The sequence below is a fragment of the Calothrix sp. FACHB-168 genome, assembly GCF_963889195.1.
Classification (GTDB): domain Bacteria; phylum Cyanobacteriota; class Cyanobacteriia; order Cyanobacteriales; family Nostocaceae; genus Aulosira; species Aulosira anomala_A.
Genome location: NZ_CAWPNJ010000026.1, coordinates 42,452 through 66,953 on the forward strand (window position 1 = coordinate 42,452; position 24,502 = coordinate 66,953).

General features: G+C 38.3%; 19 protein-coding genes. 15 read left to right on the forward strand and 4 right to left on the reverse strand.

Annotation, left to right across the window (positions count from 1 at the left end; translation table 11 throughout):
• The first annotated feature begins 13 nt into the window (after nt 1-13).
• The 7 genes from AACW45_RS16380 (at nt 14) to AACW45_RS16410 (ending at nt 6,725) form a co-directional block, all read left to right on the forward strand.
• Nucleotides 14-562 carry a histidine kinase gene (locus tag AACW45_RS16380; protein WP_190633596.1) on the forward strand — a complete coding sequence of 183 codons (549 nt, stop codon included), beginning with the start codon at nt 14-16 and terminating at the stop codon, nt 560-562.
• Nucleotides 563-588: 26 nt separating this feature from the next.
• Nucleotides 589-2,436, forward strand: coding sequence for a type IV secretory system conjugative DNA transfer family protein (locus AACW45_RS16385; protein WP_242045681.1), 1,848 nt, complete (start codon nt 589-591; stop codon nt 2,434-2,436).
• 11 nt (nt 2,437-2,447) lie between these two features.
• Nucleotides 2,448-2,783 carry a hypothetical protein gene (locus AACW45_RS16390; RefSeq protein WP_190633597.1) on the forward strand — a complete coding sequence of 112 codons (336 nt, stop codon included), beginning with the start codon at nt 2,448-2,450 and terminating at the stop codon, nt 2,781-2,783.
• Entirely contained in the window at nt 2,776-4,290 is a 1,515-nt protein-coding gene (locus AACW45_RS16395; protein WP_190633598.1) for a hypothetical protein, read from the forward strand. The genes AACW45_RS16390 and AACW45_RS16395 overlap by 8 nt, the downstream gene beginning before the upstream one ends.
• A 2-nt stretch (nt 4,291-4,292) precedes the next feature.
• A complete protein-coding gene (locus AACW45_RS16400; protein ID WP_190633599.1) occupies nt 4,293-5,921 on the forward strand; it encodes an AAA family ATPase in 1,629 nt (542 codons plus the stop codon).
• A 118-nt stretch (nt 5,922-6,039) separates the two neighbouring features.
• Nucleotides 6,040-6,279 (forward strand): hypothetical protein, encoded by a 240-nt coding sequence (locus AACW45_RS16405; RefSeq protein ID WP_190545877.1) that lies wholly within the window; start codon nt 6,040-6,042, stop codon nt 6,277-6,279.
• Entirely contained in the window at nt 6,276-6,725 is a 450-nt protein-coding gene (locus AACW45_RS16410) for an HNH endonuclease (RefSeq protein ID WP_190633600.1), read from the forward strand. The genes AACW45_RS16405 and AACW45_RS16410 overlap by 4 nt, the downstream gene beginning before the upstream one ends.
• 61 nt (nt 6,726-6,786) lie before the next feature.
• On the opposite strand, the gene AACW45_RS16415 is transcribed toward AACW45_RS16410, so the two are convergent.
• From AACW45_RS16415 to mobV, 3 genes are all read right to left on the reverse strand, one after another.
• Complete coding sequence (locus tag AACW45_RS16415) at nt 6,787-7,641, reverse strand: hypothetical protein (protein ID WP_190633601.1); 855 nt, start codon at nt 7,639-7,641, stop codon at nt 6,787-6,789.
• Between the two features lie 886 nt (nt 7,642-8,527).
• Nucleotides 8,528-9,007: a hypothetical protein gene (locus tag AACW45_RS16420; protein ID WP_190633602.1), complete on the reverse strand. Its 480-nt coding sequence runs from the start codon at nt 9,005-9,007 to the stop codon at nt 8,528-8,530.
• Nucleotides 8,991-10,712: a MobV family relaxase gene (mobV, locus tag AACW45_RS16425; protein ID WP_190633603.1), complete on the reverse strand. Its 1,722-nt coding sequence runs from the start codon at nt 10,710-10,712 to the stop codon at nt 8,991-8,993. The genes AACW45_RS16420 and mobV overlap by 17 nt, the downstream gene beginning before the upstream one ends.
• Nucleotides 10,713-12,014: 1,302 nt before the next feature.
• On the opposite strand from mobV, the gene AACW45_RS16430 reads away from it, so the two are divergent.
• The 4 genes from AACW45_RS16430 (at nt 12,015) to AACW45_RS16445 (ending at nt 15,769) form a co-directional block, all read left to right on the forward strand.
• Nucleotides 12,015-13,169 carry a ParM/StbA family protein gene (locus AACW45_RS16430; RefSeq protein WP_190633604.1) on the forward strand — a complete coding sequence of 385 codons (1,155 nt, stop codon included), beginning with the start codon at nt 12,015-12,017 and terminating at the stop codon, nt 13,167-13,169.
• Complete coding sequence (locus AACW45_RS16435) at nt 13,162-13,587, forward strand: hypothetical protein (RefSeq protein WP_190633605.1); 426 nt, start codon at nt 13,162-13,164, stop codon at nt 13,585-13,587. Before AACW45_RS16430 ends, AACW45_RS16435 begins: the two co-directional genes overlap by 8 nt.
• 347 nt (nt 13,588-13,934) lie before the next feature.
• Nucleotides 13,935-15,026: a cobalamin biosynthesis protein CobQ gene (locus AACW45_RS16440; RefSeq protein ID WP_190633606.1), complete on the forward strand. Its 1,092-nt coding sequence runs from the start codon at nt 13,935-13,937 to the stop codon at nt 15,024-15,026.
• A complete protein-coding gene (locus AACW45_RS16445) occupies nt 15,023-15,769 on the forward strand; it encodes a DUF6753 family protein (RefSeq protein WP_242045682.1) in 747 nt (248 codons plus the stop codon). Before AACW45_RS16440 ends, AACW45_RS16445 begins: the two co-directional genes overlap by 4 nt.
• A gap of 382 nt (nt 15,770-16,151) precedes the next feature.
• Here the strand turns inward: AACW45_RS16445 and AACW45_RS16450 are convergent, their stop codons facing one another.
• The gene (locus tag AACW45_RS16450) at nt 16,152-16,343 is read right to left on the reverse strand and encodes a hypothetical protein (protein WP_190633607.1); all 192 of its coding nucleotides are present in this window, start codon (nt 16,341-16,343) and stop codon (nt 16,152-16,154) included.
• A gap of 220 nt (nt 16,344-16,563) precedes the next feature.
• On the opposite strand from AACW45_RS16450, the gene AACW45_RS16455 reads away from it, so the two are divergent.
• From AACW45_RS16455 to AACW45_RS16470, 4 genes are all read left to right on the forward strand, one after another.
• Nucleotides 16,564-20,412: a hypothetical protein gene (locus AACW45_RS16455; protein WP_190633608.1), complete on the forward strand. Its 3,849-nt coding sequence runs from the start codon at nt 16,564-16,566 to the stop codon at nt 20,410-20,412.
• A 163-nt stretch (nt 20,413-20,575) separates the two neighbouring features.
• Nucleotides 20,576-20,752 carry a KGK domain-containing protein gene (locus tag AACW45_RS16460; RefSeq protein WP_313933783.1) on the forward strand — a complete coding sequence of 59 codons (177 nt, stop codon included), beginning with the start codon at nt 20,576-20,578 and terminating at the stop codon, nt 20,750-20,752.
• 631 nt (nt 20,753-21,383) lie between these two features.
• A complete protein-coding gene (locus tag AACW45_RS16465) occupies nt 21,384-21,752 on the forward strand; it encodes a hypothetical protein (RefSeq protein ID WP_190633609.1) in 369 nt (122 codons plus the stop codon).
• A 67-nt stretch (nt 21,753-21,819) separates the two neighbouring features.
• On the forward strand, nt 21,820-24,486 hold the full coding sequence (locus AACW45_RS16470; protein WP_190633610.1) for a hypothetical protein: 2,667 nt from the start codon (nt 21,820-21,822) through the stop codon (nt 24,484-24,486).
• Nucleotides 24,487-24,502: the final 16 nt, after the last annotated feature.

Sequence of the window (24,502 nt, forward strand, 5' to 3'; positions counted from 1 at the left end):
AGCAGAATATAATATGCAATTAAAACTTAATAAATTCACCCGATTAAAATTGTTTAAATATCAAGCAATATTAGCTATTGCTACTATTTTCAGTTTACTTGTTACAGCATTTTTATTCAAAGTCCATATTGCAAATAACAATCGTACAACAACATGGAGAAATGCCAAAGAAATTGCACCACCATTGCTTATTAAAAAAGTCTTATCTTTGAATCCCATAGCTAGGATTGATGACAAATCACTAAAAGTTATGCAAATCCCATCTCAAGGTGCAGGAGATTTATACATATTTGATTTACGCTCACCTCAGCTTTGTGGCATAGGTGGTTGTCTTTACTTGATTTATCACGAATCCGGTAAGTTGCTTTTGCCCCTAATCGCTAATCCAAACTTACCACCCAAAGAAGAGTTAATGCGTGCTTCAAACACAATAACTGGTAAATTTCCTTGCTTGGTAGTTACGCAACCGACGTTGAATGAGAACATACTATCTCGTACCAAATATTGCTACCAAAATCAAAAATTTATACGGTTTAACGAAGAATTTTTTAGTAGCAACTAAAAGTTAGATTTAAATGATACAAGCTAATGAAAAATTTAACTTCAAATTACTCTTTAGGGATTCAAGTAACGCCTGCCAAATTAGAGACATTACAAATACAAAGATTGACAGAATTGATGAAATCACAGTCTGGGTTGGTACTTTTGAGTTGCTTGATTGCACTTGCTATTTTTCGAGTTCTTTCGGGTGGGAATCGCAAAGGTAAACTTGCTACCAGTTACTGGGGTGGTGGTCGTGAAAAATCTTTGGCTGCACGTAAAGCCAAACAGCAGATATTAAATCCTACGCGCAATTGGGCGGCACTTTACATTGGTACACCTCAACAAATGCGATCGCGCATTGAAAATGAGTGGCGTACCGCAGGTTTACTGAAAACCAAACCAACTGTGACTCAAAAGTTACACAAATTAATATCGCCTAACTCTACTCTGTATGTTCCTGATGTCCAAAGAGGAATAGGCGTTATTGGTGCAGCAGGTTCCGGCAAGACATTCTCTGTAATCGACCCTTTACTTCGTAGCGCTTTTGACCAGGGGTTTCCTGTATGTGCGTATGATTTCAAATATCCCGCACAGACCAAACGGGCTGTAGCTTACGCTATGAAGCGCGGTTACACCGTCAGAATATTTGCGCCGGGGTTTCCTGAAAGTGAAACCTGCAATCCTCTAGATCTGCTGAAAGACGAGGAAGATGCGATCGCAGCAGGTCAAATTACCAGCGTCATTTCGCGTAACTTCGACCGTGGGGGTAATACCAGCAGCGATAAATTCTTTGAAGAAGCCGGGGATAGTTTGGTTGAGGGTATTTTACTACTCACCAAGGCAGTTAAAACCCTAACTGGTGACGACAAATATTGCGATTTGATGATGGCACAAGCAATTTTATCTTTACCCAATCTGCCAGTAAGATTGGAAGCTGCTTCCAGGGACAAGCTGAAAATTTGGACAACACGACCGTTATCTCAGCTAATCAGCGTCAAGGACTCTGAAAAAACTACTGCCAGCATTATTGGAACCGCGCAGCGTATATTTCAGCGATTCCTCAAGAAAGACTTTGTAGGCGCATTCTGTGGTCAGACAACATTACCACTGGACTTGGATGGTAAACAGCTAATTGTGTTTGGGCTAAACAGGAACAACCGTGACATTATCAGTCCACTGCTGGCGGCTATTTTACACATGATTGTTACGCGCAATGTATCCCGTATCCTACCCAGAAAAGACCCGTTAGTAGTGGCTTTAGACGAATTACCCACTTTGTATTTGCCAGCCCTCGTCAATTGGTTAAATGAAAGCCGTGAAGACGGTTTTGTAGGGATTTTGGGATATCAAAACATTGTCCAGTTAGAGAAAGTCTATGGTAAAGAACTGACACGGGCCATCTTAGGAGGTACAGCCACCAAGTTTATTTTCAACCCGCAAGATCCGGACTCTGCAAAGTTGTTCAGTGACTACTTGGGCGAGACGGAAATCAAATTTAATTCCAAATCGCGCAGTACAGGAAAAGGAGGTGCTTCACACAGCACCAACGAACAGCATCAAAAACGCCATTTATTTGAAGCAGCACAGTTTGCCAAGATGAGTACGGGTAAGGCGGTAATTATCAATCCAGCTTACACTCGCGGCACAGAAGCCTATGTTCCCATATTGCAGACTATGAAAGTTCCGGCTGCTGATATTGCTGAGATGAACTGGTCGGAAGGAAAGTGGGATTTTGTTAGAGACAGACTGATTCAAAACAATTCTGTGCAAATTAGCGATTCTGAACGTTCTCAGCAATTTATGGAAAGGCGTGAATTAGCTGAAAAATTATTTCCCATCCCTGAACAATCTAATTCTCTGCCTTCTCCAGAAGAACTTGCCAATGTTTTTTAGGGGTTTTAGGAATGCAATATTCACAGGTTAATTGGAGTAAACAAGTTTCGTCTGTCTTAGCACGTTATCCGCAGTGGCAGCACATAGTTATTGAGGCAAAGAATAAGCCTTTATTCGATGTAAATTATTGCCCAGAGACTATAGAAATATTTGACCAGTTTGGCTTATTAGCAGGTAGAGTATTGAATTCTATTTCTTATGAAAGCACTCGTAATTCTCTCGATAAAAATGAATTTATTGCTTGGTTATTTGATGGAGAACTTGGAGCTTTTTACGTAAATGATGAGGTAGTTATCAATCGGCTGAAATTGTTGACAGAAGTTGCCGGGGGTTATCACCATGACTGATATATTTAAGGTTGCATCTGGAGAAGCTGCTGCCATTCAAAGGCATTACGAACAAATCATAGAAGTTTTGTTGCAAACTTTACTCAATGCCAAACATGATAATCAGCGCCAAGGATTAAAAATATTCGATGGTAACAGACTTGTTTATGGACATGATAAAAATCAATTCCGTGATGAAGTTTCGGGATTATCAGGACAACTTTTAAATCCTCAAATCATTGTCCAGCTAAAACAACTGCGTTCTGCAAGAGTAGGAGGTATGGTAGAAGGAGCGACTAATAAAACAGTTGAGTTAGATGGGCGCATTGTTTTGCAATCTGATGAACAGGGTAGGGTAATTATTAATAATTTATTACAGCCTGAAGTAGTTAAATCTACAAAAAATTACCAGACGCTTGATGCGGAGGAGTCTACCAACCCTGAAGTAGTCAAATCTACAAACAATTACCAGATGCTTAATGAGGATAAGCCTACTAACAGAGAGCATCCAAAACAATTTGATAATCCTGAATTGTTAACTAATAGTACTGGTAGAGAAGAAAAAGAAGTACAAGAAGATAAAAACTTATTTAATAATCCAGGCTCAACACGAGTAATACAATCTCTCCAAGCTTTAGAAGATAGTCCTTTCAAAAATTTACTGGCTAATGAAATTGTCCAGCTACAAGCAGAAATAAAAGCATTACGACAACAGCATAATGTGTATCAAACCTTAATTGAAAAAAGGTTACAACAGCCGCAAAATCTTTCCTGGTGGCAGCAATCAATTAATAATGTCTCACTTGTAGTAGATAGTGTGAATTATGCTGTGAAGATGGGGATTAAAGAATTTAAACAACATTCAGAACAATACCGAATTGCAACATCTTTAAAAACCTTATTTCATACTCAGACACATCCAGGAGCTTTAGAATACCAAGCGACTCAATACCAAATCTCTCGTGATGGTTCATTGTATAAAATCACGGAATCAGAAACAGGCAAACTTTTAATGCAGTTTCGTTCTACAAATTTGGGTGTGCGGGTGGAAGCTGGAAATTTGGAACCTACGCATATTAAAGATATTAATGCTTTAGAGCGATCGCTTAAACGCCATGAACCTATTCCTGCTTCCTTTACTCCTGTAGGTAAGCAAGAAGCTGAGTATTTTGCTCGGATAGATAAGATTACTAATGCGCTTGTGCAATATGCGATCGCTCACCAAAGAGATGTAGAAATTGATGGCTTATTCTCTTATAAATGGCAAGCAACTACCGATGGAAAAGTGAATATTTATGCCAAAGATGGACGTGGAAGTGTATTAGAAAAATCTGAGGGACAACTCAAAAGTTCTATGAGTGAGCGAGATTTAACCTATTTCGAGCAAATCTTACCCAGATTACAGCCTGCTTACCAACGCCAACAGGAATCAACAACATTGCGATCACCTACGGTGGGCGGAACGCCATCGCCTATGGTGGGGCGTAGCTCATCGCCAAAAGTTAATAGTAATGAATTAGAGAGATAGCCATGAACCTATCCCAATTGAATCTATTAATTGACTCTGGTATACATATAGTCTGTGTAACCGCTTCAATATCAGAGCGGATGACAGTTTTAAAGCAAATTCACCAGGAATGTGCAGTTAACAGGAATCTGCCTATGTATTTATGGAATGCTGGTTGGGGATGTTTTAAACAAGTCCAATTTGATTCTGAGCGTTGTGTAAGTTCTCCAACTGTATACTCTAGTAAATTACAGCCTCGCGATGATGGAATCTTTGCGGCTTTCGATGATTTGTTAAATTCTGAAATAGATGGTGTTTTTATTTTTGAGAATTTACAGTCTTTAATTAAACAAGACTCAACATTATATCTAGAAAATTATTCCTTGAAAATAACATCGCAAATAATTAATATTTATTATGAGTTAAAGAATCCCAAGAATAGAAAATATTTCATTATTTTATCACTGGATGAGGTGGAACTACCACAGTCATTGACCCAGTTAATTCCAAATCTGTCTATGCCCTTGCCTTCGCATGAGATAATAGCTGATTTTATTAAAGAATTTTTATTTAATCAAATAACTGATTTCCCAAAAGATTTTGATTTATCTGTTTTGGTAAATGCTGCTTCTGGTTTAACTCTTGAAGAGATACGTTCTGGATGTGCAATAGCAATTAATTCCTGTCCTGAGTTTCATAGTAATACAATAGCCCTACACTTACTAGATTACAAAATTAACCGCTTTCGTGCTTTTAACTTAAACTTTGTCTCTCACTCAAACGTAGCTGACTTTGGCGGTTTAGATTTACTCAAGAAGTTTCTGGAAAATGTCAAGCTAGATTTTGCTCCCGAAGCACGATCTGCCAATATTCCCCTTCCAAAAGGTTGCTTACTGGTAGGGCCACCGGGGACAGGAAAGACTCTGGCGGCGCACGTCAGCGCCAAAACTTTAGGATTTCCCCTTGTGTGTATGGATACCGCAGCAGTAGTGAGTGGTAGTGCAACTCATCTCAAACGCTTGCTAGAGCGTATAGAAGCTTGCGCTCCCGTTGTGCTTTACTTTGATGAATTGGATAAATTGTTTGCAGCATCCACTCCTTCAGGTGAAGATATTGACTCGCGGCGAATCTTGGGAACCCTGCTCACTTGGTTGCAAGAAAAACAGAGTGCTGTGTTCGTGGTAGCCAGCCTTAACCGACTCGACGCACTACCACCAGAATTAACCAGGGTTGGCAGATTTGATGAAATATTCTACGTCGGCTTTCCTCAAGCGATAGAGCGAAAAGAAATTCTGATGATGCACCTAGCAAGATTTGACGAACGATACCGCAATGGTGGCGATCGCCTGACCGAGAAAGAATGGCGGATTCTTCTCAACAAAACCATCAACTGTAACGGTGCTGAACTAGCACGAATGGTAGAAAAAGCAGCGCGTGCATTATTTCATCAGCGCCGGGAGATTCATATTGGGTTGTCCGAACTGTTGGAACAAAGGGAAATGATAGTACCACTCTATGTCAGGGATACTGACAGAATACTGGCTATAGAAAATCGAGCCAAGTATATTTGTCAACCAGCATCGACAAAAGACTCTTCGGTTTTCGCTCCAGCGATTACTACCTATTGGGGAGAACCCTGTGTTCATAGTTAACCGTAACAAGCGATCGCTTATCTACAGTTAATCAACTACTGTTCAAACTCAAACAAACCTGAGAGGATTCGCTGTTACAATACGACCAATCCGCTCAATTAAACGAGACACACCGCTTATGATTACTCAAATGATGGTTCAACCCTCATTCTGGGTAGAATCTGGAATCAAACTCACTCAAGTTAGGAACATATATTTATTTAAATTTACTGAAGAATTACAGTCTCGGCTTGAAGAACTGTCCGAGAAGAAAAAAGCTGGATTGTTAACCTCAGAGGAAGATGCTGAATTGGCAGGCATATTGGAACTTGATAGAATTTTTACCTTGCTCAATGCCAAAATTATTTCTGAATCATGACAGTCAATGATGCCATTAAAAAATTAGTCAGACAAAGAGCTAAATTTCTTTGCGAATACTGTCATTCTTCAGAAGAAGCAAGTACCGCTCTATTTTCTATTGACCATATTGTTCCACAATCACTTTCTGGTTCAGATGACCCCGATAATCTAGCGTTAGCTTGTCAACGTTGTAATGGATATCGTTATAACTTCACAACTGGAATTGATCCAGATACAGGTCAGATGCTACCTCTGTTTAATCCACGTCAGCAAAAGTGGTATGAGCACTTTATTTGGTCAGCAGATGGTCTAAAAATTATTGGCATTACTTCCACAGGACGCGCTACTTGTAATCGTTTAGACCTCAATGATGAACGTCATAACGAAGGATCTATCGTCAAAGCACGTCGTCTTTGGATCAAAGGTGGTTGGCATCCACCGGATGAAGATCCGCGACAAGTATAAGAAAGTCAACCTTGAGTTGAGGTGGCTTTAATTCCTCTTCAAAGCAGAAATTTAAAAACTGTTACCTACTAGATAATAACTTTGCAACTCTAAAGCTAATGCTCTCTTTAGCACAAGCTTTCAAAATAGCAGTAGCTCGTCTATTTCCCTTATTGGCAAAGTACTCCCATATAGATAACCAATCATCGCAGCTGAGAGTATATATCTGTTTAATGCCGTCTGAAGCAGGAATAAGACATTTTACAGGAGATGGCGACAACTTTAATTGTGCAAGAGTTTTTGCTTTTTTGGGAGAATCTTCCAGCAACCAATTCGGGTTACATTGAATGCAATTCAACCCTTCATCATAGCCAATGCGATATTCTCCTGATGGCATGGCTAAAATTTCTAAATTCATGTTGTTGTCTAATTTTATTTGGATTGGCTTGGCTGATACAACTTGATAATTCCTGCTAAAAAATCTAGGGTTTGGTACAAGTGGCTCTCTATTTTGTACATCGTTATTTGTCAATGCTTTAATTAGTTCTTTCCATTCATTACGACTCAAAGATAACGGATGTTGCTCTAACTTCTCTTCTTTGAGGAGTTGGTGTAAATAAGTCGCTACTGTAGGTAAGGTATGACCTTGAATTATGACTTTACTAGGAATTTGTACAGGTATTACTTGCAAATTATTTGACTGGACAAAATTTTTGACATTTCCTTTAGATTGCCCAACAATCAGGGCCATTTGCCTATCACTCATGACCTTGATACCGTTTACTAATTCATATGCTGCCCACGAGTGGTGCTTCCACCACCAGCGAATATTAATTGTTTTTGGTATCTGTGTAGCAATATTTTCTGAAATTTTAAAACTTTCTGTTTTTGTATGGTTTATTGTTGTTTCTGGCTTTATGGCTGTGGATAGATTCATAACCTGTCATCCTTAAAATTGTGGAAAACCTATTTTATAGGCTTGCTCTATGCAGTACTATGTCTGCATATTTTTAATATTGATACTCATAGTTAAGAAAAAATTTAGCTCTTGCCTCTAAGCAATTAATTGCTGTGAGTAAGCATGAAGTTCACAAATATAAATAACTGTCTCGTTAAGCGAAAGTTATTTAAGAAAAATTTCGTTAGTACATTCAAATCTTTAATTTAACTCGGGAATTAAAGATATTTTTTTGCAATTCTACAAACCTAGCTATTAACTACTAAATTGTTTTTAGTCCAATTTATAATAGTCGTGGCCGATTTTTGTTTTAAGCATAGTTTAACAACTGCTTATTACTAGTATAGGCAAATAATAAAAATCGAAAATTAAAAAAATATAAAAAAATAGCTTTTAAATAAATTACTTATACAAGGTAAAGAAAACATCTTGATTTTTCTATCATAAAAAATATTTCATTTTCTGTTTAAATTTATATTTTATGTATGCCTAATTGAATCTAATAAAAAATCTCACTTTTGTGAGATTAGTTGAAAAATAATTCCGTGGTTGGCGGTATTAAATAAGTAAATATCTATTATTTATAGGATTCATATTTGATTTTTGAAAAAAACTCAGTATACTTTGATTCCTTATTCTCTGTTCCCTGTTCCCTGTTCCCTCCCTACGCAAATAATTTCAGGAATTAAAGCGGATTCCTATAGATAGGACTATTATTTTATTTTTGTGAAGCTAGGTACACTTTTATTCCTTCTTCCCTGTTCCCGCGTTATCGCGCTTGCACTGCGCGTAAAGCCTGCGGCATAGCTACGCCCTAAGCGTAGCCGACGCACCAGAAGCGCACCAAGCAAATAATTTCTGCGAATTAAATCGGATTACTATATATTGTAAGAATTATGTCTATGTTATTAGCTTCTTGCTTGTTACCTTGTTTCAAGTAAAGGTCTTTGGCTTGAGCAAGTGATTGTCTACCAGCCTGCTTGTTGTTTTGGCAAATCAAGCTCATTCCTCTTCCTTGATAACCAAAAGCTAATTTGGAGTTGAGAGCGATCGCTTTTTCAAAGTATTGTAGAGCAGTTTTGCAATTAGCTTGACGACGCTCTGGATTGATTCTGGCTATTTCTGGCATATCGGCGTTCATTATTTTGTAGCCCCAATCAACATAATCGGTAGCAGTTTCTAGTCGCCTTGGTTGTGGCGACATATTTGATGTTGGTTTGAACCAGATGTATAGTCCTCCCAAAAATCCCAGCGCTGCCATTCCCAGCAGATATGCCACAGGGTTAAAAGTAATGAAAAGAGAATGTAACATCATTTCCCTTCGTTCGTCATCCCAACGTGACATAGCTTGTATCTCCCTGAAGTTGTTGCAACTGCCGATTCCAAGAAGTTCTCGGTTCTAAATGTTTAGCATGAGATATATCTCCCTCAAGTGTGATTGCTGCTACTTTAGGCATAGCTACAATTACCGTGGGTACGTTTTTGAGAAATTCCACAGGTGCAGGCGCGTGTTTGCTGTCAGATACCAAATACAGAGTTCTCTTTTGATGAGGAGCGTTTAACGCTGCTAGGGACATAGCTTCGATAGGTGTAGAAACTAACATTGCCATGATGGTGGGGCTGTTGAAGTTTCCACCCATACTCAAGTGAAACCAACCATGCTGAGATATTAAGCGTCGCCTACTGCAAAAACTAAAAGCATCACCAGTAGCTCTAGGCGGGTGCAAATATGCTCCCGTCACCTCACAAGAAAGACTGCGGGCTAAAAATACTGCGTTACCTGTACTATCTGCATATATCAATCCACGCTGGTACAGAGTTTGTACCAATTTTTGGGGAAGAGAGCGATCGCGTGTTAGATATCGCTCAATTTCCAACCACCGATTGCGATCCGGTGTTGGGGCCACAAATATAGATGGCGGAACCTGCTGGGCAATATTTAAAGCTTGTCTTCTAGCATGGTGAGTAACCGCAGCCAGCATCTCTTCTTCCCCAAAACAATCGCGCAACCAGACAACTGCATCATCGAAACTACACTGGTTAACGTGCATTACCAAATCCAACGCACCTTGACCAATGCTGTTGTGCAAATCATCGTGAAACGAAGAGTTGCTAATGGCGATCGCGTGATGGTTTGACAACCACTTACTCTGATTGTGCTTGTCTTGATTTAACCCCAGTTCATCAGCCACAGATTCTAAGGATAAATCTTCTAAAAGCTTCATTTCCTGGCGTAGAGCAAGTAATTCTTTTTCTAAACTAGCCCTGAGTTTTTCGCTTCTTAATGCCGTTTTCTCCAATTCGGCTTTTTGTCTGAGCAAGTGAGTGCGATCGCTCAATTGGTAATTAATTATCTCTAGTTTATCCCGGAGAACTTCAATTACCCGTTCTCGATAGGATTCGCTTGCTTCATGTATTCGAGGTTTAGGCAGATAGCTTTCTAAATCGAGAATTTCAGAATCGCTCTCTACTGCGGCGTAATATTTCTTAACTGAGGTGTAGGTAGCAGCACTACCCTTAATGCCACGGGAAATACCTAAATGTGCAACAGCATCAGCAAAACTATCTTGCAGTTGGGATAGCTTTTCTCTAGTGCCAAACAATGCACGACAGTTGAGCTTTCCATTTTTGTCCAATGGCACAATGTAAGCATGAACGTGGGGTGTAATTTCATCTAAGTGTAATTCAGCCCTCAGCAGGCGATCGCCCCAAGCAGAACACAACCATGTAAGTGTTGCTTGTGCAAAGTCTGACAAACGCTGTTTATCCTGTGTCCCCGTCTGAAAAAGTCCTTCAGGACGAAAATACTCAGCACTGGCACTCAGTATCATCTCCACTGCCAAAACAGCATTAGAGCGGATTTTCTGCAACCCGATTTTATCTTTCACCAAGGCTACTAAATTGGCGTTGTCAGAATTACCAAAAAGCGTAACGTTTGTTACTTCTGGGTTTGCATTGAGTGTGTTTCTTGCTCTGGCTGTGTGAGCTTCATTGCCCCCTAGCAATCCCCAGCTTTTAATTTTTTGTATTCTACAGACAGCTAGCGACATAACACTGGCGCGTGATGTAAGTACTTTGTGGATCAGCTGTCACGCTTTTAATTCAAACAAATATTTTTTTCAATCTCTTGTGGGCGAACCACTGCTTTTCAAGGGTAGGTTTTTCAGATTTGACCAATTTTTTGGGTTTTAAAACCAAAATCATCGTCTGAGACCTTAAAACTTTGTTCAATAATTGCGAATATTCTCAATTATTGCTCGGAAAATTAAATACCTATCCTTGAAAGAGAACCACTGCACCCTTCTGACTTGTAGCAAGTAGCGTTAGGACAGAAAGCCCGCCCTGACGCTGCAAGTTGTATGCCCGACAGCTGACATCAATTACATAATTTCATTCGATGTAATTATCACATTACGGTAATTAAAATTGCAAGAAAATCTACCTTTAGTCTTACGTATTCATAAAAATCAGGGTCAATTTTTTTATTAAATTTCTGTGTATTTTAACTGATAAAATCGTTCTTTTAGTTGCTATAGATAGTTGCAATTTGCAATATCATATTTGCAAAAATAGTGTAATTATACACAAAAATATTTTAATACCTATTTGCTGTAACTCATATCAGACAATGGTTTCAGTATTTTTATCTTGGTTCTGGTAGATAAGTAAATTAATATAAATTAAGTATATTTTTAGACAATTTGATTTACTGCTATCTAGGGTAGTAGAGAATCTGTCTGTTGTTCAATGGCAAGGCTTTATCAAAAGTTAGTTACTAAAAGAAGAAAGTAATATTTGAATTTATGGACAGCTTAGTTGAGTTAGTGGACGTTCAATCGCAAAATATTTCTTTTTCATTGATAAGTAACGCTAATAATCATTCCTGGTTGCTCACAAGAGGAAGTTTCAAATTAGCAGATAGGATGAAATCCAAATTTTCTCAGGGTAAACAAATTAATTTTTGGGAATTTCTCTGCCATCAATTGTGTAGTGAGTTCACAATTTTAATTATGAACTCCCGAAAATTTTTTTCAATGTTAAATCTGGAGACTGCGAGTTATGTATTATCAAAGAAGCTTGGAATTGTTATTCATGTGCTGATATCGAATATTTGAATAATTAAACCGACTCTCAAAGCTTTACTCCAAGCATTTTACGTATTTTCAAGGCATTTATTTTGAGTGGAGCCAAATGGAGCCAAACGGAGCCAAATGGAGCCAGATTTTTTCAGAAAATAAGGCTAATTACATAAGCTCAATTAATAATTAGGCTCCAAATGTCTCCAAAATGTCTCCAAAAGGCTCCAAAAGGCTCCAAATTTTGGATTAAAAAATTAATTCTGATTCTTATCCATGAGAAAAAAAAGTGCGATTAAGAATAATCAGGAAATTCCTCCCCTGGTTGTTATTGCCTTAGATTTTGGAGGAAGTGGTACAAAAGGAATTTATTCTTTATACGGCAGTTCGGAAACTTATTCCCTGTTCATGGAACCGGAAGTAGGAGATGTGACAGTGGAATCAATTAAAACTCACGAACAGAATTTGATGGGAGTGACTGATCCAGAGAATAGGGCGTGGGTGTCGGTGAATGGCAAGACAAAGGTAGTAGGATATTTAGCTCAAAGTAAGTACTACAGCAATACCGGACTAGTTGAGTTGAAGTACGAGCGGGCTGTTTATAAAACCTTAGCCGCAATTTGGGTAGTTAAGGAGAAACTGAAATTGCCATCCAAAATCAGAATAGTTCTCTTAGTTCTGCTACCTCCAGGAGAATTTGAGAACAAAGCGGAATTTGAACGATTAGTGCGTACTTTTGGTGCTGACTACTTAGCTGTTGGTTTGCAAATGCAGGTAGAGTGTGTGATGTTTCAATGCTTACCAGAGGGGGCAGGGGTATTTTTATCGCACCAAAAGCGGGTGGGACAAGCATTGAAACAGAGAGTATGCGCGGTGGTGATGGTTGGCTTTCGCAATGCATCAGTCTTAATTTCAAAAAGAGGCATTGTTTCCAAGGAAGGAAAAATGTCAGATTTAGGCATGGTGAAGATGGTCGAGAAAGTAGTCGCTGCAACATCAGGTCAAACTGTAGAGCGGTTAACGAGAGCGATCGCCCAAGCAGGAAATGACATTGATACTCGTCCCCTAGTGCGGGTCTTGCGTTCTCGAACTAGAGAAGGACGTACATCTGAGTTAACAACAATTGTGAAGGCAATTAGGGCAGCTCGACATGAATATGTTGCAGCACTAACGAGTTGGCTAGACCAAGTTGTGCCGCCAGATGTAGAAGAAATACTATTTTGCGGTGGTACTGCGGATTATATAAAGAAAGAATTGAATTCACATTACCCAGCTACACCTTGTATATTTTCTGGTGTTTCTATTCCCAAAAATGTAGATCAGCACTTTCTCGGCAATCGCTTGGCAGATGTTTATAGTGCATTTTTGTATTTTGACGAAAGAGTGAAACAGCATTTTGCTCATCATGCTGAGGTGATTGGTCATGTCTAAGCAGATGCGGATGAATTTTCGCTGGCGGTATCAGCCGCGCAATGAAATGGATGCTTTTATGCTCGATTACATTGCTGCTAGTAGTGTTAGAGATACTACGGAAATGATATTGCTAGCACTAAGAGCATTCTGGCTACCAATAGCTGTTGTTAACTCAAAAGAATTTGATGAAGCTACAAAACAAAGGGTAGTCACTGATGCTTGCTACACATTGTTACACCAACTCAGGCAGATTCACGCAGCAGCAGGGTTATCTAATTCTCAAGATTTGCGTTTGACTTTAAATCCAGAGCGATCGCCTTCATCAACCGACTCTAAATTCAATGCCCAAACCGTACAAGCTCCTCCCACTATAGAGGAACAAAAAGAGATGATAGGACAGTTTGATTATGACATCAATTCTTTTGAAAACTGGTAAGTCAGTTAGCAACACTATTCACTGCATTGTTGACACATATAGCAGCCCGCTTTTATTTTTGAACTTACTTCTTTAGGTAGGTAATAGGAAAGAAGCGTCTTCGAGTTTCAGCTTTTTCAAAAATTCAAGAGGATTCTTATATTGTCCAATTCCTACTTCTATCACTAACGTAATACCAATTCTCCAAAATTCAGCAACAAGAAACACTTTTGAGGTTGAGATTTTTGATTTCTACCCTACGGGAAGCCCCTCAGCGTCTACGCTGCGCTCGCAACGCGAAGCGATTTTGAATTTTGAATTTGTATAAATTGTCCAGTTACTACTTCAATCGAAAACTAATTGGCATTATGAACTTTACAGCACCAACTCCTAATCCTGAAAAAAGAAAAAGAGGCAGACCAAGAAAGAATGCTAGTAATTTTGCTAATGACAACCTTAACCAGTCATCAAACTCCAAAGTAGAAAATGATGCTATGTCTACAATCAATGAAAATCTTCAAATAAAAGATGTCGCTTGGGAACAAGAAATAGAAGATAATTCGATTCAGTTAGAAGGTGATATCCAAAAATTCGATGACATAGATACTAAAGGAGATTTACTGATAGAAGGAGAAAATCTTGATAATCCTACTATCTTCCTTGAATCTGAAGCAGATTTAGTAGCGAATGAAAATCCAGAAGAGTTGCAGCTACCAACACCTGTTGATGGCAAAGTTAACCTAAACAAGCCGGAAATAAATTTTAAAATATCTACTACTATTCACATTGTAGATGGGGAAAAAGGAGGCGCAGGTAAATCATTTGTATCCAGAGCATTTATTGAATACTGCGCTGCTATTGGTCATGACGTTTCAATTGTAGATGCGGATACAAGTAATCAGGATATTGTCAATATTTACGACAATGTAGAAACGGCATATTTCAGTGATGATGACAAGCTAGCTAAAGAGGCAGACACAATTTTTGACTTGGCATTTGAAAACTCAGTAATTGTCAACTTGCCTGCTCAGGTTTACTCAAAAGTGACTAATTGGATAAAAGATAACGATCTGACTGAAATAGGCAAGGAAAATTCGATTAAATTTGTTAAATGGTTTGTGTGTACTGGTGGGGTTGATTCCGTAAATTTCTTCCTCCAGTCTTTAGAAGATTTGGGAGACAGTATGCTCCATGTATTTGTGAGAAATCTGGGATTGTGCGATGACTGGAAATATATTCAGGAGATGCCAGAGTTTGTAGCCGCTCAAACCAAATATAATTTCATCGTCATGGACTTTCCCAAATTTCCCTTTTGGGAGCGGAACATGGTTGACCGATTGGGAGTGACTTTTGAAGCTGCGATCGCCCATCCCGATCTCAAGGTAATATCAAAGCAACGAGTCAAGAACTTCCTCAAGGAAGCTTACGCAGCCTTTGCTGGTACGGGGATAGTGCAATGACAAGCAAACAAGTAGATAGATTTGACGAAGATTTTTTTCCCACCCCTACTGACCAACCAGCCGTACCTTTTACTCCCGATAAATTGCTAGCCGAAGCCTTGCAGGGAAAAAGCGAAGCCTTTAAGCGCCGAGTCATGGATTTTGCCCTTAGTAGCGGTCTATCCCAAGATGATCCTTTATTCTTGGTGTTAGTTGCTACCGGACAATTAGAAGCAATGCTGAAAGATGCACCCGACACTTTGCAGTTGCTCTTCAAGAACTGGAATCGGGACTTAGCTCGTAACTTGGAACTAGTGGAACACGTAGCAGTCGAGCGGCAGAAGGTTGCTATAGACCGAGCAGCCCACGCCCTCATTCACAAAGCACAGCTAACAGAGGGCAGACAAATTCTCACCGCCGTATTCCCTGCCGCCCTCTTAATGTTTTTTATCCTGGGTATGGGCTTCATTATGGGACTGAGCGTCCCACCTTTGATTACTGGGATACTGGGTGGAGGATATACAGATGTACAGTCAAACCTCTTGACTTGGAATCAATTGGAGGCAATGAATTGGGCGCTGTCCAAAGAGGGCAAGTTTGCCAAGAATTTAATCGAGTGGAATAAAGGCTACCTAGAAAATGGAGAATGTCTCAAGGATGTCCAAAAGTTAGGGATCGTCTTGTCACAATACGGACGTAAGGCCAAGTCAGGGCATTGCCTTATCTGGGCTACCCCGCCGGAGAAGCGTAAGTTTGTTGAGTGAACACAAACAATAAAGTTCTAAACCCAGACGTAAACTCGTAAACCAACTGTCACATACTGAATAGATTAGTTCAAGTGAAAAGAAGGGTAAAGCCAGATAAATTTTACCCAGAACTTGTTTTGAGTACGAAAATATTCAGTGTGACAGTTTAAGAGTTTATTGTTTGTGCTTCAGCATCAATGGAAGATAAATCTTCTACTCAGTTGAGAACTTTATTTTTAGTTGACTTTCTAAAGCCAACCCAGTATTAAAGCTTTCAGATACTTCCCAGTTGAGAACTTAATTGTTTGCTTACATTGAGCCATAAGTATGGCTTTGATGTTGTAAAGTTTGCAAAAATTAAGCAATTTAGCTATGAGAATTTGCTTAATTCAGCATTTGGCTAAAACTCTTCGCCCTCTTCTTGCCAACCGCTTTCTCTCACCTGTTGTTTTTCTTCTACAAGTGCCTTTTTTTCCCTCTCTTCATTGGGGTCGTATAAGTCATCCAGACTTACATAGCCTTCACTGAGCAGTTCTTCAGCAGTCATCGATGCTACTAGCTGGTATCTACTTGTTTTTGGTTGCTTAACCATCTGCTTCGCCTCTTGTGCGATACCAACTCCTATTCTAATTTGTATTCACCGAATTTTAGATTTTGCATTGAAAATTCAAAATTTAAATATATTCCAGAGCAAGTGAATTTATACTCGCTCCGCGAGAAGCAAGCTACGTGGAGAAAATCAAAAATTATTTCACTTATTCTGCGGAACTGAGTTCTTCACAAAAGTTTTTAATAGTACCTAATATGCTTCTATGACTCTAACGCTAAATCATTTTGATACAAAAACCAAGCAAGATACAGGGGTAAAAGAAAAACTTGAGAACACACTTGCTGAATATTTATTTCCAGGTGTGCAGTTTAGCATTGGTACAGCTTATCCCGAAGCTACAGTACCGGAAGACTTGGGAGAGCATAACGGCATGACTCTACAATTTTCGGCAGGTAAGAGGATGTTCTTTGCCAACAACCCTACTGTCCGCCAACAACTTTACCCCAACCCTTCAGATGGAGCAGCTTACCCTTTACCTTTCACACCCTGTCGAACTTTTCAAGAATTACGAAATGTCAGAATTCTAGTAATTGATGATACGACCGGAGAAAATGGTGGTGTCATAGCCAACAACGATGCCAAAATGTTGGTCGGTGATTGTAAGGGTTTAATAGATAAAAATTTTGCTCAAGCCAATAATATAGAACTGCGTGCTTTTCAGTTCAGACTGGGTATCAAACCCCAACAAGAAAATCCAGAAATGCGAATTGCCAAAGGCACGCTTGCACCTGCAAGCTTAGATAAATTTGGAGAGTCTTTTTTTAGAATGGGTGGCAGTCTAAAAACAAGTAATTTGCGTACTAAAACAGGCTACGACATGGTACTTGCAACCTCTTCCTTTAAAGGCAGAAAAGGAGAAGATGCCATTAAGCCAGGAGAATATATGCTCACCATTGGTTTGGGTGTCAAAGCAGTGGCTCAATATCGGGAACACAGTTTAGGAACTCAGATTTTAGTCAATTATCCTCAAGCAGTGAAGCAAGAAATATTGCCCATTATCAAGCAGCAAGCAGAAAAACTAGCTCAAGACCAAAAAGACTCCAGGCGACTGGCACTGCGATATGTTGAAACTTACGAACGCCGCAAAGCATTGTTGTCCAAAATTATAGGAATTGAACCAGATATCAAAGCAGATATAGAAGACAAATTTGCTATCTTTGATGCTTTAAGTTCGGGTAGCGAAGGCGAAGACATCCAAGAAAGTGAATCTTTAAAGTCAGAACCAAAAGATTTATTAATGTATTCGTTATTAAAAACTGACTTAGAGAATTATTGCCAGATTATTGAACATCCCAAAATCATTGCTGAACTTCAAAATTTTGTGCGTAAACAATGGGTTGAAATTGCCACTGGACGCTCTATCAAATTTACATCAGGTCTGGCTCAACCAAGTTTAGATTTACAGAGTGATGAAATCTGTATACCTTATATCAAAGAGGGAGAAGAAATTATAATTACTCGTTCGCCATTGATTAACTCGAATGGCGTTATTACTTTAAAAAACAAGCATCTGCCAGAAATGCTAGATGGTTGTGTATATATACATCCTAAAACTGCAATGGAAAATATGCAGTGTGATTTTGATGGTGATTTACTGGCTTTTGCTCAAGCTAAAGACTTTCCTCAGCTAGCAGCAGAAGTGAAAGAAAAAAATTTACCAGAAAATCGTTATTCCGATATTGTTAAGAAAGCTAAAGTTCCATATCAAGGTACGTTTGAAGAAATTGCTGTATCAGCAATGGAGAATAAAATTGGGATTATTGCTAATGAAATTCAAAAAAATGTAGCACTGCAATGTGAAATTGATGCACTACCCCACGCAGAAAAAAATAAATATCTGAGTCAAGTATCGGCGCATTTAGGAAAGGTACTGGCTAAACACCAAGCAGGTAAATTACAAATTCCAGATAAAATACTTCAGCAGATAATTCAAGTTACTCAACTACAAAGTGCGGCTATAGATAATAATCAAGTCGAAAATCAATTGCAGTTAATCCAAAAATTATTGAAAGACTGTTTAGCTGAACTAGGTAATGAGCTACAAGTAGCGGCTGATGGCCCAAAAAGTGCTTTACGACCTGAAGATTCTATTATTCAATACTGTCAGACTATAACGGCTTACAAAGAAATCGAGTGGTTGGCTGATAAAAAAAATCCAGAGGCTTTTACGAATAGAAGTATGAAGACTAATGGTTATAGTCCTATTGATTTAATGATTAAGCAGACAAATCAAATTTTTGAACCAAATCAACTTGTATCTCAACCCATTGAAACTTTTAGAAACTTGTATCCAGGAGTTGAATATACCCCTGTCCAGAAAGAGTATGCTCAAGAGATAAAAAATAATTATAACTTATTAGTTAAACAGCAGATTGAATTAGAAGAACAGAGAAAGCTAGAAATAGGCCCATATATGGTCATTACTTCTCCAACTAGTGGGAGAACATTAGAAATTACTAATTTAATTACCTATGAACCTGCTAAAAAACCGGAATTTTGGCAAACTACAGAAATAAATATTCAGATAAAATCAAGAAAACCGACTCCTAAAATGCCACATCATTTGTTGGCTTGTATTAAATACAATACCTCTGATGGAGCAGAGACAGTTGTACCAATTGGCACAATTAGTCTTAAATCAGTTCAAGAGCATAATCCACAGCCAGGAATGATAATTAATCAAGGTAGTATAAAATTTAATTTTGGTATTAGTGAGGGTATGATAGATGCCCTAAAACAGCAAAATCAAGAATATATAGAATCTATAAAAAATAATCTTCAACCTGTAGAGAAGTTACAGTTAGCAGCAGTTATTCACGATGTAAGTCATACAGAAGAAAGTAAAAAATATTCTGGTTTACGTCGAGCTAGTGTAGCGTTTTCTCTGTTCAACGATGAAGTATTAGCTCAACTGAAGCAGTTACAATTTACTAATATGAGAGTAATTGGAACTCAGTTTAATGAATGTGCTAACAGAAATTTTAGAGGTGAAAAGGTTGCCATTAAACTTGAGAATGCTGCTCATCCCCGCGACCCATGCCAGACCGCTCGTTGGATAATAGTCGAGGGTAAAAAACTCGGCACTATTGATGCTCGTTCTCCTCATCTGCTTGCTGGATGTGAGACACTGGCCACTATTACATCCTCTCCCAGTACTAGTATTATTGTCACAAGTTTAAAAAATTCGCATCATAGATTACAGATTGATAATATTAATAAATATGCTTTAGCTGCTCATCAATGGCAAGGAGAGCAAGCTAATATAACTCTGGAAGTGCGGCGAAAAGACCCTCACCAAGCACCAATAGTTTTTGCTAAGATTGGAAATCAAATATTAGGAAGTTTAAACAAACACTCAGTAAGTTTTTTGCAAGAAAGACTAGCAACGGTCGGTAGAGAAATTCACGGTTTTACAATTGTTGGTGCTGTTAATAATGCCCCTGCTAGTTATGTAGATATCGTTATTGATCCCGCGACTGTTAAGTATCCAGAAATTCAAATAGAAGAACAAGTTAGTCAAAATTCGGGTAAAGACAAAGTAGCTATCGCATCTCCTAAAAAGCAAGAAGAGATTGAGCATAAAATCGCCACTGTCGTATTTTTTGAAGCCCCGGTTGATCAAGCACATCAAGCTAAAACCAATATGGTTATGTGTAATATGGTGAAGCGTGCTGTTGACCGAGCAGTAGAGCGAGGCTTTAATACAGTTCACTTTGTGAATGCTTCACCATACAAGTCAGAAAATCCCTCATCAGTTTTGCTGACAATTCAACAACTGGCGCAAGCGCGAGAAGATATCAAAATCGACTTATCTACCGCAGCCAATGTCAAAATTGCTATGCAGCTTTTAAAACAACCCCATGATATCGTTATTGGTGTCAGCAGCATAGAAACATCTGGAATTATTAACTATGCATCTCATCAAGGAATACCTGTGGCAGCATATATTCCAGAAAATGGAGAGTTTGATAGGCGTAATTTACCTGAAAGAGAGGCTACTACTCAGAAGGCAGTTACAGTAAAAACAAAAGATTTAGAACATGAGCGTTAGGTAAGGGGCGTGGGTATTAATAGATACTCTTGGCGAACTCATAGGGGATTTATACCAATTCTATGTGAGGCTGCACATTAACGTCCTCACTGGGGCTAAAGGAACAAAGCCCCCCTAACGCAGGCTAATTATATGCATCTTCATAGAGAATTGGTATCAGGGAATAAATTGCGAGGTGATTAAATTTGGTAGTTCTGGGTGGCAAAAAGGAAGATTAAGAGCCAAAATAGTTTTGGAATTTTGCCCTGATGAGCCACTTATTGAAGAAAAAGCTCTAACCCATGAACCAGAATCATCTCAGGATGGATATTTGTCAAATGATGAAATAGAAAAATTTTAATAGTGATCGCTTCTGTTGAATTTACCACTCGTTTAGAAACAGCATTAAACAAAGTAGTTTAGTTGGTAGGTGCGATCGCCCCCAATCCCCACCTCCATGAACGAAACTCACGCCCTCGGCATCACCGATACTTAATACGCCGGATTTGTGCAACAAAGTTCCTGCGGCGATGATCGATTCCCAATAATGGGAATCAAGTTTTGTATGAGAGCCATCACGTAAATAAAGCTATGTGTGCAAAGGGATTCGGGCAATCTCATAACCCAAAAACCGACAAGCTTCGCATTATTTCGGCTAATAATGACGGGATCGCATTCTTAAAAGTGACTATTGTATTCCGAAGCATATTATAAAGCAATTATATATTCTTTTTATAAAAAAAAGACAGTAAATATACTGTCATAAAAGCTAGTATGCTAACTAAAAAATTTACCTAACAATCTGGATATAAATATAATATTTTCTCTGCTATGTCCAAGGACTATTCTGGTTTTAACCTCCAAAGAAAGGAAAGTCATTTAAAGGGAAAAATCTTCAAGGAGCGGATTTTAGCCATGCAGACATGGACATAATAATGGTGCGTTCTAGCACCATTTTTTATATATAAACCTACAACCAAGGAGATACAGCAATGACTGGTGATCGCAGTATCAATACTGGCGGCGGTAACTACAACGAGCACATTCAAGGCAACTATGTTCAAGGTAATTACTACGCTGCTAGACAACCCCAAAGCCTGGCCGAAGCTGCTGCTGAGATTCAAAAACTCCTCGAACAGTTAGATAAGTCATACTCTACTGAAACGACAGCAGGCAAGATGGCGATCGCTACAGAAACCATAAACCAAATCGACAGTAACCCTACTTTAGCTGCTCGGATACTTAGTGCTTTAAAAGCAGGTGGTATCTCTGCATTCGAGCAATTCCTTAACCACCCCGCAGCCAGCTTTGTAATTGGTGCGTTAGAAGATTGGCAAAAGACTAAGGCAACTAAAGCATGATGTTGCATTTCATCATAGCTTATAGGATTATCTGACTGCGATTTTAAAAATATATTTGGTATAAAAAATGACGGAAGATAATAAACCTAATCAGCGTGATATCAATACAAGTGGCGGTAATTACAACGAGTATATTCAAGGGACTTATGTTCAAGGTAATTACTATTACGGTGGGAATCAAGATAATTTTGTTGAAATAAATTTTGAAGAATTAAAGTCACAGTTTGACAATTCACCAGATGTTAAAACAGACCTTCTTAGTATCCTGGAAAAGGAGAGGCTTTTGGTATTAGGCGGCGATACGGGAGTTGATAAAAATGAACTAGCCTTGCATCTTGCTTTTCTCCTTGCCAAAAAGCTTAACGGTTCTAGCAATAGTGGCGTATCTGTAAAGCAGTGGAAACGTAGTTCAAGTTTACAGATAGTTGATATAGAACTCGAACTGCGAAATACGGAATCTCCCACTATTTTTGTCTTAACTGAGATTGAACCTAAAAATATCGGTTTTTATGGGTTACCACAGGCTCATCAAACTGCGCTCTCTCTAAAGAAACATTGGGTCTTAGCTAGCACTGATAAAAGTTTTTCTAGCTGGCATTTAGAAAATGAGGCAAGAAGATTTTTCCCAATATTGAAGTATGATATTGACGCTTTACTAAACAAAATTGAAGAACAATTAAAAAAATATAACTTGCAGCAAGAATTGTCGGATTGTTTAATCATTAATAATCAATCACTCGAATTAGTTGCTCAAGATTTAAATAATCCAAAAAATGTTATCCACTTTGTTGAACTCTTTCGTCAGGAGGTAGAAAAAAATAGAGATAACTCAGAACCAACACCAATAAATGTCAATACTCTCATTGCACTTGCTAAAAATGATGAAAAGTTTATTCGGAGATTGTACTATCAAGTTTTGACTCCTCGTGAGCAGCTACTTGCATTAGGTCTAAGCTTCTTTAATGGTTGTTTTGAAGACCAGCTTTTTGCAGCTCTTGAGCAAGTTCTTCTGAAAGCTTGGCGCAAAAGAGATCCATCTTTACCAGCTCTGGATTACTGCGATTTAGATGAACTCAAAGATAATTATTTTGATTTTTCTCAAAATGATTTCTATGAAATTACATCATCTAATTTTAAAGTAGTTGACACAAAAAATTATAAAATTGATATTCGTTCTATTAAAATTATATCGTTAGAAAATCGCCGATTACTGTATAAAGTAGCATGGGAAAGTCATCGCAGACAAATCATAAATGCATTAGAAGTATTAACTGATATTGTTAAAGAGTCTGCTGTAGAAGCCAATCACTTTCTTTCAGGAAAATGGGAATTATATGGTGATCCAGTACGCCGTGAAAAACTATACAGTGTGATTAGCCAAACAATCAGCGATATCGGCTTAGTTTCTACCAGTGCACTGAGTACAGTTCAAGGCCCTTTGCTTCGGCTAGCCACAGATGAAAACTCAAAGGTAAGAGCAGTTGCAGCAAGTGCCATTGCACGCTGGTACAGTTCTGGCAATAAACAGCAGCAAGAACTGTTTAGGACTCTTCAAACATTTTATGATATTCCTTTGAAAAAAGAGGATAAATTAGAAGAATTAGAAGAAAATGACTGGAATATTGGAGCAATAAATGAAGAGATTCAATTGGAAAATAAAGGGAATAAACAAAATTCAAGTAAAAATGTTATGGACAAAATAATTAATTTTTTTAATAAGATTTTTAAGGATTTTCAATCAGATGAAGAGAATGAAGAAAAAAATTATTATCTCGATAAAGATGCAGGAGTACCAGACTATATTGGGGCTACTATAGCTGTTGCTATTGGTGATGTAATTTATGAGTACTATGGAGAAAACGAACTATCCAAAGATTTCCATAAATGGCTCGAAGAATTATTGGAAAGTAGACTTCGATTTGTTCATCTTTACTTTGCTTACTATACTCTATTTTGGGTAGTGCCGCTTCATATTAAAGAAGAAGCAGTACGCAATCTTTTAAAAGAGATAATCCAGAGGCATAGAGGCTCGTTGTATCCTGGGTCAAGTTTTACTCATGCGATCGCCACAAGTTTAGCCCATGCCTATGCTTATCCTAATAATCGTCAAGAGGTTCAGGATTTACTGGATTATTGGTATAGTGAAGCTGTTAAAAACCGACATTCTGAAGAAAACCGTAGCAAAAAAATAACTCAAGAAGATGCTTTATTAAAGACTGTAGTACTTACCTACGGACTAATTAAGTACGATGAAAAACCTCCTCTTCAGGTTGATGCAGTATTGAGGCGCTTGGGAGAAATTTTCAAAAAAGATAATAGTTCTTATGTACGTGAGGCTATTGTCTTGGCAATTTGTAATATAACATATCAATACTTTAACAATAAGAAAACTGAGACTCAGTTGCAGAAGAAAATTGAGACTCAGTTGCAGGATTTATTATGCCATTTTAAATCTGAAGAACAAGAAGAAATTGTGAAAATGCTGACTGCAATCTATCTTGAACAGCGTGTCAATATTAAAGGACAAGAAGGCGAGGTTTATCAGAGAAAAATTAGAGTTCAAGAACGCCGCTATCAACTATGGAAAGAACCGGAAAAACGTCCACTAACTGATATAGAAAAAGCAATGAATAGATGGGTAAAGCTTAAGAACAAGGCAACAGCTCAACAAATCGCAATACAGGCTTTAATTTCTTTCGCTAGCGCACTAGGCACAAAAGCACAGTATCAATAAAATCTGGGAGAATATA

What these genes read in the sequence shown, in the direction of transcription:
- AACW45_RS16430 (WP_190633604.1), top strand. Translation starts at nt 12,015, where the DNA reads ATGAGAAAAAAAAGTGCGATTAAGAATAATCAGGAAATTCCTCCCCTG.
- AACW45_RS16420 (WP_190633602.1), bottom strand. Translation starts at nt 9,007, where the DNA reads ATGTCACGTTGGGATGACGAACGAAGGGAAATGATGTTACATTCTCTT.
- AACW45_RS16380 (WP_190633596.1), top strand. Translation starts at nt 14, where the DNA reads ATGCAATTAAAACTTAATAAATTCACCCGATTAAAATTGTTTAAATAT.
- AACW45_RS16455 (WP_190633608.1), top strand. Translation starts at nt 16,564, where the DNA reads ATGACTCTAACGCTAAATCATTTTGATACAAAAACCAAGCAAGATACA.
- AACW45_RS16465 (WP_190633609.1), top strand. Translation starts at nt 21,384, where the DNA reads ATGACTGGTGATCGCAGTATCAATACTGGCGGCGGTAACTACAACGAG.
- AACW45_RS16410 (WP_190633600.1), top strand. Translation starts at nt 6,276, where the DNA reads ATGACAGTCAATGATGCCATTAAAAAATTAGTCAGACAAAGAGCTAAA.
- AACW45_RS16385 (WP_242045681.1), top strand. Translation starts at nt 589, where the DNA reads ATGAAAAATTTAACTTCAAATTACTCTTTAGGGATTCAAGTAACGCCT.
- AACW45_RS16435 (WP_190633605.1), top strand. Translation starts at nt 13,162, where the DNA reads ATGTCTAAGCAGATGCGGATGAATTTTCGCTGGCGGTATCAGCCGCGC.
- AACW45_RS16395 (WP_190633598.1), top strand. Translation starts at nt 2,776, where the DNA reads ATGACTGATATATTTAAGGTTGCATCTGGAGAAGCTGCTGCCATTCAA.
- AACW45_RS16470 (WP_190633610.1), top strand. Translation starts at nt 21,820, where the DNA reads ATGACGGAAGATAATAAACCTAATCAGCGTGATATCAATACAAGTGGC.
- mobV (WP_190633603.1), bottom strand. Translation starts at nt 10,712, where the DNA reads ATGTCGCTAGCTGTCTGTAGAATACAAAAAATTAAAAGCTGGGGATTG.
- AACW45_RS16415 (WP_190633601.1), bottom strand. Translation starts at nt 7,641, where the DNA reads ATGAATCTATCCACAGCCATAAAGCCAGAAACAACAATAAACCATACA.
- AACW45_RS16390 (WP_190633597.1), top strand. Translation starts at nt 2,448, where the DNA reads ATGCAATATTCACAGGTTAATTGGAGTAAACAAGTTTCGTCTGTCTTA.
- AACW45_RS16405 (WP_190545877.1), top strand. Translation starts at nt 6,040, where the DNA reads ATGATTACTCAAATGATGGTTCAACCCTCATTCTGGGTAGAATCTGGA.
- AACW45_RS16400 (WP_190633599.1), top strand. Translation starts at nt 4,293, where the DNA reads ATGAACCTATCCCAATTGAATCTATTAATTGACTCTGGTATACATATA.
- AACW45_RS16445 (WP_242045682.1), top strand. Translation starts at nt 15,023, where the DNA reads ATGACAAGCAAACAAGTAGATAGATTTGACGAAGATTTTTTTCCCACC.
- AACW45_RS16450 (WP_190633607.1), bottom strand. Translation starts at nt 16,343, where the DNA reads ATGGTTAAGCAACCAAAAACAAGTAGATACCAGCTAGTAGCATCGATG.
- AACW45_RS16440 (WP_190633606.1), top strand. Translation starts at nt 13,935, where the DNA reads ATGAACTTTACAGCACCAACTCCTAATCCTGAAAAAAGAAAAAGAGGC.